Annotated in this window: 14 protein-coding genes; 7 read left to right on the top strand and 7 right to left on the bottom strand. The window is 49.0% G+C overall.

Features of this window, described 5'->3' with window-relative positions:
- The 7 genes from EKM90_RS12065 to EKM90_RS12035 all read right to left on the bottom strand — a co-directional run.
- Window positions 1–1,238 (bottom strand): Y-family DNA polymerase (locus tag EKM90_RS12065; protein ID WP_164507987.1); only part of this gene is annotated, 1,238 nt, incomplete at its 3' end.
- Complete coding sequence (locus tag EKM90_RS12060) at window positions 1,235–1,615, bottom strand: LSm family protein (RefSeq protein ID WP_125582994.1); 381 nt, start codon at window positions 1,613–1,615, stop codon at window positions 1,235–1,237. The genes EKM90_RS12065 and EKM90_RS12060, both read right to left, overlap by 4 nt.
- A gap of 132 nt (window positions 1,616–1,747) precedes the next feature.
- On the bottom strand, window positions 1,748–2,200 hold the full coding sequence (locus EKM90_RS12055) for a hypothetical protein (RefSeq protein ID WP_125582992.1): 453 nt from the start codon (window positions 2,198–2,200) through the stop codon (window positions 1,748–1,750).
- 19 nt (window positions 2,201–2,219) lie between these two features.
- Window positions 2,220–2,879 (bottom strand): hypothetical protein, encoded by a 660-nt coding sequence (locus EKM90_RS12050; RefSeq protein WP_125582990.1) that lies wholly within the window; start codon window positions 2,877–2,879, stop codon window positions 2,220–2,222.
- 17 nt (window positions 2,880–2,896) lie between these two features.
- Window positions 2,897–3,631, bottom strand: coding sequence for a hypothetical protein (locus EKM90_RS12045; protein WP_125582988.1), 735 nt, complete (start codon window positions 3,629–3,631; stop codon window positions 2,897–2,899).
- A 188-nt stretch (window positions 3,632–3,819) separates the two neighbouring features.
- The gene (locus EKM90_RS12040) at window positions 3,820–4,260 is read right to left on the bottom strand and encodes a hypothetical protein (RefSeq protein ID WP_125582986.1); all 441 of its coding nucleotides are present in this window, start codon (window positions 4,258–4,260) and stop codon (window positions 3,820–3,822) included.
- Window positions 4,261–4,265: 5 nt separating this feature from the next.
- Complete coding sequence (locus EKM90_RS12035) at window positions 4,266–5,090, bottom strand: ParA family protein (protein WP_125582984.1); 825 nt, start codon at window positions 5,088–5,090, stop codon at window positions 4,266–4,268.
- 488 nt (window positions 5,091–5,578) lie between these two features.
- Here EKM90_RS12035 and mazE point away from each other — a divergent pair, with 488 nt between their 5' ends.
- The 7 genes from mazE to EKM90_RS12000 all read left to right on the top strand — a co-directional run bounded on the left by mazE (window position 5,579) and on the right by EKM90_RS12000 (window position 10,530).
- The gene (mazE, locus tag EKM90_RS12030; protein WP_125582982.1) at window positions 5,579–5,803 is read left to right on the top strand and encodes a type II toxin-antitoxin system PemI/MazE family antitoxin; all 225 of its coding nucleotides are present in this window, start codon (window positions 5,579–5,581) and stop codon (window positions 5,801–5,803) included.
- Complete coding sequence (locus EKM90_RS12025; RefSeq protein WP_125582980.1) at window positions 5,790–6,152, top strand: type II toxin-antitoxin system PemK/MazF family toxin; 363 nt, start codon at window positions 5,790–5,792, stop codon at window positions 6,150–6,152. The genes mazE and EKM90_RS12025 overlap by 14 nt, the downstream gene beginning before the upstream one ends.
- 965 nt (window positions 6,153–7,117) lie before the next feature.
- Window positions 7,118–8,245: a replication initiator protein A gene (locus tag EKM90_RS12020; RefSeq protein WP_125582978.1), complete on the top strand. Its 1,128-nt coding sequence runs from the start codon at window positions 7,118–7,120 to the stop codon at window positions 8,243–8,245.
- 504 nt (window positions 8,246–8,749) lie between these two features.
- A complete protein-coding gene (locus EKM90_RS12015; protein WP_125582976.1) occupies window positions 8,750–8,992 on the top strand; it encodes a hypothetical protein in 243 nt (80 codons plus the stop codon).
- Window positions 8,993–9,548: 556 nt separating this feature from the next.
- Window positions 9,549–9,806, top strand: coding sequence for a hypothetical protein (locus EKM90_RS12010; RefSeq protein ID WP_125582974.1), 258 nt, complete (start codon window positions 9,549–9,551; stop codon window positions 9,804–9,806).
- A 123-nt stretch (window positions 9,807–9,929) separates the two neighbouring features.
- Window positions 9,930–10,136 carry a hypothetical protein gene (locus EKM90_RS12005; RefSeq protein ID WP_125582972.1) on the top strand — a complete coding sequence of 69 codons (207 nt, stop codon included), beginning with the start codon at window positions 9,930–9,932 and terminating at the stop codon, window positions 10,134–10,136.
- A gap of 103 nt (window positions 10,137–10,239) precedes the next feature.
- On the top strand, window positions 10,240–10,530 hold the full coding sequence (locus EKM90_RS12000) for a hypothetical protein (RefSeq protein WP_125582970.1): 291 nt from the start codon (window positions 10,240–10,242) through the stop codon (window positions 10,528–10,530).
- Window positions 10,531–10,677: the final 147 nt, after the last annotated feature.

Here is a 10,677-nt window from a genome sequence, read left to right as displayed (position 1 = left end):
CCGCCTGCTTCCTTCGAGTAGCCGCGCACCAGTGACTTGTAGCCGTACTTGCTGCGAATCTTGTCTACGACTTGATCCAGGGCCAGGTCAGCCGTCTGCTTCTCTGGTGGATCAAAGAGGTTGAGCTGGAATCCAGCAGCCTTGCTGACCCGATTAACGCGAACTGACACGTTTCTCACCGGCTGGCCGTTCCATTTGCTTTCAAACAGGCGGCGGGCCGCGCTGATGATGTCGTCTGAGCGGCTGGTGGCGTCGATGTGCATTTGGGCGCCAAACCCACGCTCTTCAGCATCCGCGTAGCCGATGCCGACACTGACCACTTCACCCTGCACGTGGTGCTTGCGCAGCCTGGTTGCCACTTGATCTGCAATTTCGCTCAAGACCACTTCGATGTCGCGCTTGGTCACGTAGTCTCGCATGAGCACCTGCGAATTGCCGTAGCCCTTATTTTCAGGTCGAGGCAGGTATCGCTTCGTTAGGTCTGAATAGTCGATGCCCCAGGCGTGAAAGAAAAGTGCGTCACGTAAGACGCCAAACCTGGCGTGCAGCTTACCGCGGTCCGCATGAGCCAGGTCATAGATGGAATGAATGCCGATGGCCTCCAGCTTAGCGGCGGTCTTGTCGCCTATCGACCAGAAGTCGGTCAGATTATTGATCTGCCAGATGGTTTCGGGCACCTCTTCGTATGTCCAGCTTGCCCGCCAAGGCTCTTGGTACTTGGCGTCGTTATCTAATGCCAACTTGGCTTGCAGCGGATTCTGGCCAATGCCAACCGTGGTGATGATTCCGTACTTCTGGAAGACTTCTTCCTGGATCTTGGCTGCGATCTCCTCGTTACTGCCAAAAAGGCTGTGGCTGCGGGTCACATCGATGAATGACTCGTCAACCGAGTAAGGGTACCAGTGGTTATCGTCAGTGAAGGCACGGTAGACTCGGTTGATCTTGTAATTGAGCTTGATGTAATCCGCCATGCGTGGCTCCACCAGCTCAATATCCATCTGATCGTCGATTTCAAAACGCCGGGTGCCGAGCTTAACGTGGTAATCCCGTTTTGTGTTGGGGCTTGCCGCCAGCACCAGGCCGCCGTTGCTCTCCTCGTTACTGAGTACCGCCACTTTGGCGGCCAGCGGAAACTCCCCGCGCCTAATTGCTTCGGTAGAAGCATAAAAGGACTTGCAGTCGATGCACATGATGTCGTGGATTGGTAACCGCTGCGGGTCGTCTAACGGCGTACTCATTGATGCCACCACTTGGTTGCGTCCAGCACGTCGATATGCCGTATATCCTCGACCTGAACCGGCAGTACCAGACCATCTTTGCGCTGAAGGTAGATTTGACCGTCAGCGTAGCCTAGAATTGGTCCTTCCAGGTCGCGCCGGTATTGCCCGTCGTAAAGGGCGTTGAGCTGAATTGCCACGACCTGGCCCTGCTCCCAGGCGGTCTGAAGAACCTGGTCAATCACGCTGGCCTTCTGCTCCGGCTTCTCTGGTGTTGGGATTTCGTCTATTGCTTGCGATTCCATGTAGGCGCTGTGGTCACTCAGGATCCAGCCTAGCCACTTCTTCATGCCTCTGTCCGGGTACAACCAAAGCTCCCGTGGGACGTTACGTTCCATAATTTAGCCCCCTCGTTGTTGACTCCATTATACGAACATACGTTCGCATTATGCAAGGGCGATTTGTACAAAAAAGAGGCCTCTTTTGGCCCCCGCTTTTGCCTTCATTGGCAAAACCTCTCGATTCCAGTATCACCCACGCCTTGGATGACTACGTTTCGCGTCCACCCACGCATCAGCGCGGTCAATCAGCCGACTGGCTGCCTTAATCAATTGCCAGAAAATCCAAATGATGCCCGCAGCGATCAGTGTTTTGGCACCAAAACGAAACAGGTTGCCCAATGCTACAAAGAGACCGCCTAAGAAAGGCACTAGAAGTAGCGCGTCAAAGAAGGCGGGCCAGGCGTAAATCACCCAGAATGCCACAAATAGCAGCACCAGGACACCGAGGAACATTCCAACGCCTGGTAGCGAGTCACCAAAAATTGCCTTTAGGATATAGCCAAAAATCGGTTGAAAGATCCACTTGAACAAAAATTTGAATGGCACTAGAAGTAAGTACCCCAGTGCATTCAGAAGCTGTAACAGGTTGTCAAGAACCCCATCTAACGCCCAACTAATCCAATTCGTCGCTTGTGTTAGCATATCCCATACCCCTTGCTTTCTATTGCAGTTCTTGGATGCTGCTTTTTAATTTGTCCGCCCTTGCGCGAAGTCTGCTGCGCTTTCTGGCAACGGCTCGTGTGAGTCTACGCTGGCCTTCATACTCCTGGCGGTGCTGTGTCTGCTTGTCGCCTAACGCGGTTACTCGGCGTTCCATTGCTTTGATCTGCGCATCTGTGGCCATCTCGTCTGTCAACGCCAGCATCTCGGCGGACGGTTCCACTTTACCGCTGCGATAGCGCCGCTGCTGCCCAACGTGGCTGTATGCGTAGAGCGCTGACTGCGGCTGGCCCTCTCGCCCAGGCACCTTGATGACCTGGCCAAAGCGTGCACTAGTAAGGTCAATCGTTGCTGGAACCAGCCACTTGTAGGTGTGTGGGTTCAAGGAGCCGTCGTCGTTAAGAAAGTAGGCTATTGCAATGGTAACGTTCTGCTTCAGTACGGCGTAACGCTGCGGATTCTTGTTCTTTGGTGCCTTGGCATCGAGTCCCCGCATCTCGCGCTTCACACGGTTCAGAGCCGTCCGCTGCCGCTTGAGTTCAACTTCTCGTTCTGAGACCTTTGGCTTCTTTGCCTTCGGCGCGACCGGCGCTGGGGTCTTCTTGTGTGGTTGACCTGGCACCTGCATGTCTCTGCGCCGGATTTGTATTTTCTTTGCCATCCATTCCTCCTTCGACGCTAGTCTGCAAGCGTCCAGCCGATTTGGCTGTCATAATCGTAGAGGGCTTCAAAATCCGTTTGTGACAAGGCTAGGAGGCGGCCGGTAGCAAGCCTGATTAGGATGTCACCAACCTCCAGGGAAAAGCTTGGCTGCTTGCTGCCAGCATAAGCGTCAACTTGAACCTTGTCGTGCTTTTTGGTAAAGTGCGCGTTCGCCGGTTCAGCGATTTTCTGAATAGCAGCGAGGTTCCCGCCGTCAAACTGAACGTACTGATCTGGCTGGCTCGGCTTGCGCAAGGCCGTCCCTTTGGCAAGCTCAATCTCTCCCCAGGTTGCAATCGTGCCGCCCGCGCGGCCCATGCGCTTGATGGCCTGGTCTAGCGTTATGACCTTGGTTCCTTCTATTGCGATCCCAAGCCTACGGGCCTCACTAGTTCCAATCTTCCGGCGCTGTTTGCCACGGGCAAGCACACTGTGCTCTTGGCGGTGTGTGACAGTACGGATGATGCTGACGGAGCCATCATCTTCTTCTACTTCCCACACAGCAGGAATCGCCTTTTGCATCGGTGTCTCAACCATGTCTAACTGAACCGCACTGGTGGCGTCAGGATGACCATCAAGCTGCAAGGAAATCAAGTTGATTTCATCGCACACGGCACAATCCGGGTCGCTGCCGGGTTCATGCAGATCATCTAGTCCCTCCTTGGTATGCTTTGCATAGGCTGCATAAAGATCTTTCTTTGTTACTGCCATTTTTCTCCCCCTGCCAGGTGAGCAGCAGCTGCTCCCTGGGATTCACACATACACGCTAACGCCATCAAAAGAATAGTAAGGTGTGGTTCTCCGCAAAGCCCTAGCTTGGTGCAGTTGCATCCAATGGTACTTTGGTACTTTAGTAGTTGAACGCTTTTCGGTTTACACATTTACCTTATTTTTAAAGTCTACTTTCCCATTACCTGTTTCAGCGCAAGATCAAACTCGTCCCGGAAATGCTCAACCTTTGCTGTCGAAAGTCTTTGATTGACATATGCGTCCGCCAGGGCGCTAACTAGTACGTCAAAGGTGACTTTGGTATCTACTGCGCTTAACTCCGTGACATATTCCTGCAAGACATCTAGTTTAGCTTTGGTGGCTGGTGAGATGCGTTGAGGCAACGTGGCGGTGTACAACGGGTCTTTCTTTGGGCGACCAATGGATACCTTCTTCTTTTCTACGCGTTTTTGTGTTTCTTCCTTTTCCCTTTGCTTAGGCGGGGTCAACCCACCTCTTGAAAAATCATTATCTCCTGCAATGGTGACCGCCGGTTTTGGCTGCCTCACAAGCTGCGTAAATGCTTTAGGTTTATTGTTCTTTGGGGTGGGAAATTCATTGCGTGTTGCCATGCTTCTTACGCCTCCTTACTACTCTGTACAAACTCGTCACGAGCATCGAGTTCGTTCAGTAGATCAATGAACCCTGCGTGTGCACGATAATCCCATTGTTCAAAGTTGCCATTTCGGTTACGGTTCAAGGTGATACCTGTCCGAGAATAGCCCTTCAATCGCTTTTGATACTTGATGACAGTAGAAGATACCGTATCGCCAAATTCCTCTCGCGCCTCACTCAGCACATCGTGATCCAGCTTGTCGTCTGACGTGAGCATGCAAGGAATAATATCAATGACCTGTAAGGAAACGCCGTAGTGCTGCGCCATGAAGTTCTGGTAGCTAACGTACTTCTTAACCCCCTGCAGGGACTCGTCGACCGTCTGGAATGCGATGATGGAGTAGTCGCTGGCAGCCATTGCATTGTCTGAGAAAACCGAAATGGTCGGCGGCACATCCAGGAAAATGGCCTGGTACTTGTCTTTAATAGGATCTAGCAAGTTCTTGAGGACTGTAACCTGATCAGCTTCATCCGAAAAGCCTTGGATAACATATTTTTCAAAGGTTGAAAAGTTTGTTGTGCAGGCAATAAGGTCGAGATTATCGGAGAGGTGCGTGATTGCCTCGTTAAAATCGTTGGCATTGATTCCATCCATAATTGTCTTGTCTAATGAGCTTAAGCCAAATGACTTTGCTAGAACATCGCTAGCGTTTGCCTGCGGATCCAAGTCAACCAATAACGTCTTCTCATTACGAACTTCAGCATTGTCGTACGCGAGCATAGTCGCTATTTTTGTCTTGCCCACGCCACCCTTAAAGTTTCCTACCGTAAATGTTCTCGCTGCCATACTATCTTCTCCTTAACGCTTAGTTTACTTTCAGTATACGGAAAGAAAAGTCACAAGTCAATACCGTATACGAAAAATAATCTGTTTATAAATACCTGCATATCAAGGATTTAAAAAACATTAATTCCCGTATACCGTATACGTAAAATAGTTCATGTATACGGTATACGTAAACTATTTCGGCATACGGTATACGTAAACGCGCTCTGCCATGCACGACAAAAAAGGGAAGTACTGTGTATGCTCCCCTGGCATTTCAAATATAAGCTGCTCCGCCCAACACCCGCAGAGACAAAAATCAACTTATCTGAAGTCCCAACCACATCTTCTATTGTTCAACAAAATAGGCTGGAATCGTCTTCTCGTTGGTTCTCTACGCGTATACGGTATACGGAAATTGATTAATACTCAGAACTGATAGAAAAACCGATAATAGACATTAAACACGGGCGGGTGTATACTACGTGTATACGAAAGGAGCGGTTTAGATGAAAGTGAAAGCAAGGAAAGTCGGCCATTCCGTGACGCTTACTGTACCAAAGCAACTTCTCGTCGAAGAAGGACAAGAATTTGAGGTTCAACGTAAAGCCGACGGCGCCATCGTGTTTATTCCGAAACACCGTAACCCATTTGAGGGCGACTGGTATAACGCAGATCTCAAACAAAACGACGTCCTTGGTGACCAGGAGGTTCTGAATAGTGAGTGGAGCTGAATATATCCCACACAAAGGCGACATCGTGAGCGCCAGCTTCGACCCGAGTGCAGGCAAGGAGATACAGAAACGCCGGCCAGCTCTTGTCGTCAGTAACGCCAAATACGCCAAAATGACTGGTCTTGCAGTCGTTTGCCCTATTAGCCACGCTGAAGGCAATTGGCTAAAAGCCACCGGGTTATTAGTTCCGCTGCACCAGAAAAAAAAGGATGGCTACGTCAACCCACTTCAATTTCACACATTTGATTTTCGCCGCCGTCATTTTGAGCAGATTGAGCACGTTGCTGCGGACACACTAGCGCAAACATTGCAGACCATCAACGATATCATCAACGCGACTGAATCGTAAGAGCACAGTTCCATCAAAGGCTGAGTAACATCGGCCTTTTTTCGTAAAAAAAATCTTGATGTGAATATGTCTCTTTTTGTACTTTACGTATACCGTATACCGAAACCATTTACGTATACGGTATACGTAATGTATTTATGACACTGACGTGCGCCATTTGTCGATTTTTCTAATGTTCCAGTACTTTCATTTTCCGTATACGGAAAGATAACTAACAGAATAGAAAAAAAGGCGGCACTTTACGTGTCCCCGGTATGACTTACTTAACTTTCCCAGATATGGCAAGGTTCTTTGTATGTTCAGCAAATGGGAACCTCTATTGTGATTTGATTGTAGATCAGCACATCTCTTGCCAAGTCTCTAATCGAATCCAGCAGGCTGTAATTTTTTGTTCAAGCATGTGACCCTTTGCTGCTTTTCGTCGAGTAGTCTCCACAATTGCTCAGGTTGTTCAAAAAACTTTTCAGCACGTTTTTGTTGATTGCCTTAATTTTCGTATACCGTATACGTGTAAAATTGTAGTTCTCGTATACGGTATACGAAATGTATTGGTGACGTTCCCGTTCGTTCTCTGTAGCTTTAACCGATATAGCGGTCTTTTCTTTTTCCGTATACGGTATACGCAAAGCTGAGTTTCCGTATACCGTATACCGATGCCTTCGTTTTAGTATACCGTATACGGAAATAGTTTTAGTATACGGTATACGGAAAGCATTTTTATTGTTGTAACTTGAAAGGCGCGGTGTTACGCTCCAAATATAAAGAAAATGCCTGATCCGCAGACCAAGCATCTTACACAACACATCCGAAGTCATTATAGCATTATCTTGTGTAAGCTGCCATAATCATTGCAGTCAAATTGGTTATAGGGTATTCTAGCCCTGAACTACTTCTGTTTGTAATTAGAGTCGTCTGCGGAAACGCAGGGGACTCTTTTGCGTGTCAGCATAACAGGAGGAGCAAATATGTCGAATTTCCACTATACAAAAAAGGCGACAGTCTACAAGACCCAATTCTTCAAGTTTCCGGCGGCGCTTCTTTACGCCGAAAAATATCGAACACTCAGCGACAAGGCAAAGATTGCCTACATGGCCCTCCAGGAGCGCTTGCAGTTTTCAGTATCGAACAGTTGGGTAGACGCTGACGACAACGTCTTCTTTATCTACACGATAAAGGACCTCGAAAGCATCCTAAATTGCGGCCACTCGACTGTGGTCAAGGTTAAGCATGAACTTGAGGAGGCCGGATTGCTCGCTCAAAAACAAATGGGCCTGCATCAACCAAATCATCTTTATCTCGCTGAACTCGAAATTGATACTACCGAAAGTTACAACCATGATCCCGTCGAAAAGGCACTTCACAACGTTTCAGAAAGCAGACTTCCAGAAAGTGGAACTCCAACAAACGTCATGGATAAAGGAGTTCCACTTTCTGGAATTCCGAAAAGTGGAAGCAATCTAGAATCAAGTTCTAGATACCTTACTAGAGACCTTAAAGAGACAGAGACGCCTGATTTGGAATTGCATGAGTCTGTTTCGCCAACGAGCGAACATGCCCCAGTGCAAAACCCAGAACAGGATCAGGCGTTAGAGAGAACGCTCCTGGATAACTTTGCGGACAGCATCGACCCTGAAGTAACTGGAAACATCTTGAGTCGCAGCAGTCTTCAACTCATCGGCAAGTGGAGTCATACGCTCAAGGAAGCGCGTGAGCGTGTTGGCATTGTCCTGAATGCCAAGCGTGACGCTGAATTAGAGTACGATACCTACTTGGTCACCGAAGACTTGCAGGACGAGCTTAACAAGGCACTGCTGCGAGTTGTTATGCGCTGGAAAGATCAACTCGACGGCCGCAGCGAGCGTTCCATCCGCAACGTTGATAACTACCTCTACGGCGCGATGAAGGAAGTCTTTGAAAATGAGTCAATTCGCCAACTTACCTATCAGGCCAAAACCGATGCTGATCGGTCGGCTTTGCGTGACCTACGGGATCGCTTTGCTGACGCGCGGACGGGCAAGCAAGCCCGGATGGAAGCCCGTGAAGTAAACCGGGCCCGTCGGCGGCAACGGGAGCACAAGCAAGCGAATGCTTGACTTGGTGAAATGGTGCGGTATTATAAGTTTGTAGAACGAACGTGTGTTCGGTTTACGAAGTCTAGCCTGGCATAGTTGTGATTTGACAAGGGTTTGCGCAACATAACAGCCTTCGGGATAGCGCTTACAAAATATTGAAAAATATTTACCGTTGACTTTTGCGAAAGGTCTGATATTCTGAAGGTGTAAATTGCGAGTGTCTCTATGGCACAAAAAAAGTGGGCTAACCGAAAGTGCTGACCGGCCTTGTAAACCGGTTTTAAGCGCAAATTCGGAGTCACACGACGGAAACGAAACTTCCTGAGTGACTACCCCCTACTGTACATCTACAGCATTTACAAGCTTACCATGTGTGGAAGCAGCACCATCGCTTCAAGCAGGGAAACTGTAAGTGAAGGATGTACCGAGGGAGGTCGCGGGGAAGCCTGTGACCTCCCTTTTTCTCGTCCCACTCGCAATTTATGTGGCGGAAGTTAATGCTTAAAGCAAGGGTAGGGTGGAAAAATGGGAAGATATGTAGCCATTGAAGATCTAGTACATAGTGCAGCAGCAATCCGCACCTGGGATCACCGCTATTTCATCAATCTGGGTGACGGTCGTTTGTACGATCGCTTCCAGGGCCAGCATGTCCTTCTAGAGCGTGTCTATCCAAGTATTCGCACGGTTTACAACTCACAGCACCGTGCCATCGCGCACCGGAAACATCCGCGCGACAAACTGACGACGATACCGCCAGGCGCAATCTAATCTAGCAACAACGTGTGTGAAATATGCGTGCGCTTAACAAGCACGCCACCTCTATGACGCGTTGAACTAGCGGCTAATGCCGCTAGCCGTAGGCACGCCCGTCCTTTGACAACTGAATACCTTTATCCCTGCCCGCTTCTGGTCACTCTTACTGCGGGACACACAGCCAGGGACAGATTCGCGTGAGAACCACGCACACTACAGGAAGATGTGACCTAGATTCAAAACGAGCCACCTCACTAGTCGTTTTTGCGGCAAGGCACTTGATGGGCGCTGAGACAATCAGCGTTGCACTTAATCGCTAGACGGCGAATGCCATTGCGAGGACATGAAAAGGCGGGAAAGGTCGTAGGGGCGCACGCCAAAAGCCCCTTGTCATGCAGCATAGCTGCTAAGGTCAGTCCGACTCAGAGCCTAAAGCCGGATGAAATGCTGATGTCAAAATAAAACAATATATACTCTAAAAACTAAACGGAAGTAGCGAAAACGTTAAACCCTACGTGTTAAGCGTAGGCATATTTCACACGTAAAAGTACGAACCGTAGGAGGTAAGCCAATGCGACAGACAGAACGTGTACAATTAGTGGTGGGCCAGCTCACTGACTTTCTAAAGCAGCACTCAGGTAGTGCGACCTATCAGGATTATGCTCAGTACCGGCAAGCGAATGGGCGACCAATCACCGTAGCAGAGGTCGGTATTTTGAGCAACGTGACGCGCTTGGCCACGGGTGTAACAAGAGTTTATAAGAAGCATGGCAACCGCGTCGATACGTTTTGGATTCTGGATAAGAACCCAGAAGCGGTACATGTGTAGTTGCTAATTTAGCGGCTTACACGACAACACAGTGTTCCAGTACCTTTTCGTCTCTCGACAAGACGAATCCTCCAAACTCAGGACAGTGTGTTGCTATGTAAGCCGCTAAGGAGGACGAGAAATATGCTCAAAGAACAAGAAAAGCAAATATTTGACGGTCTTGGGCGGCCAATCAAGACACTGACCAAGGGCGTTCGTTACAAGATTATTGATCACGGTTATTACACGACGGCTTTAAAGCCTGGGGAAACAGATGCGATAAGGCCGGTACTTCCAGATGAGGAACAACGTTACTTGGATGCAAAGCTGAAGCTCAAAAGGATGCAATAGAAAAGAGCGCCTGGCTGATTGGCTAGGCTGTTGGATAAATCACGAGGATATGGGGGAGATAGAAATGAAAAAGGCGACAATCACGGCAGGAAGTCTGATCCTAATGACAGCACTGACGCTTACGGCCTGTGGGGAAAAAACCACAGCCCAGACAACCACCAATGATGATACAACGGTTGCGATAGAGACTCTGGAAAAGGATGTACGGGGTCTCTTCGCGAATAAGTTGTACGAGCTCCCAAGTAAGCACGTCACTGAGGCTAAGGTCGCTGCTGCAAGCAAGGAGTACAAGAAGGTCTACAAGCTCCGGGGTGATCTGACTAAGGCGCAAAAGAAGACATTGAAGTTAAGCAAGAATCGCATTGCCGCTATCAAGCAGGTTGTGGCGATTTAAGCCGGTATTAAAGCTGCACTGGGTGACAAGCAGGTAATCACGGATGCTAAGTACGACAACACGAATTTGTCCGCGCAATATGACGCCATTGCGAAGACATTGCCAAAATTTGCCAAAACCATTAAACCTAATGTTGATTTAATTGAT

It is taken from the genome of Lacticaseibacillus suibinensis, from assembly GCF_003946175.1.
Lineage (GTDB): Bacteria > Bacillota > Bacilli > Lactobacillales > Lactobacillaceae > Lacticaseibacillus > Lacticaseibacillus suibinensis.
The sequence above is the reverse complement of the archived record's forward strand: the minus strand, read 5'-3'. Positions and strand labels throughout refer to the sequence as shown.

What these genes read in the sequence shown, in the direction of transcription:
- EKM90_RS12045 (WP_125582988.1), bottom strand. Translation starts at nt 3,631, where the DNA reads ATGGCAGTAACAAAGAAAGATCTTTATGCAGCCTATGCAAAGCATACC.
- EKM90_RS12040 (WP_125582986.1), bottom strand. Translation starts at nt 4,260, where the DNA reads ATGGCAACACGCAATGAATTTCCCACCCCAAAGAACAATAAACCTAAA.
- EKM90_RS12020 (WP_125582978.1), top strand. Translation starts at nt 7,118, where the DNA reads ATGTCGAATTTCCACTATACAAAAAAGGCGACAGTCTACAAGACCCAA.
- EKM90_RS12060 (WP_125582994.1), bottom strand. Translation starts at nt 1,615, where the DNA reads ATGGAACGTAACGTCCCACGGGAGCTTTGGTTGTACCCGGACAGAGGC.
- EKM90_RS12050 (WP_125582990.1), bottom strand. Translation starts at nt 2,879, where the DNA reads ATGGCAAAGAAAATACAAATCCGGCGCAGAGACATGCAGGTGCCAGGT.
- EKM90_RS12035 (WP_125582984.1), bottom strand. Translation starts at nt 5,090, where the DNA reads ATGGCAGCGAGAACATTTACGGTAGGAAACTTTAAGGGTGGCGTGGGC.
- mazE (WP_125582982.1), top strand. Translation starts at nt 5,579, where the DNA reads ATGAAAGTGAAAGCAAGGAAAGTCGGCCATTCCGTGACGCTTACTGTA.
- EKM90_RS12005 (WP_125582972.1), top strand. Translation starts at nt 9,930, where the DNA reads ATGCTCAAAGAACAAGAAAAGCAAATATTTGACGGTCTTGGGCGGCCA.
- EKM90_RS12010 (WP_125582974.1), top strand. Translation starts at nt 9,549, where the DNA reads ATGCGACAGACAGAACGTGTACAATTAGTGGTGGGCCAGCTCACTGAC.
- EKM90_RS12055 (WP_125582992.1), bottom strand. Translation starts at nt 2,200, where the DNA reads ATGCTAACACAAGCGACGAATTGGATTAGTTGGGCGTTAGATGGGGTT.
- EKM90_RS12015 (WP_125582976.1), top strand. Translation starts at nt 8,750, where the DNA reads ATGGGAAGATATGTAGCCATTGAAGATCTAGTACATAGTGCAGCAGCA.
- EKM90_RS12000 (WP_125582970.1), top strand. Translation starts at nt 10,240, where the DNA reads ATGACAGCACTGACGCTTACGGCCTGTGGGGAAAAAACCACAGCCCAG.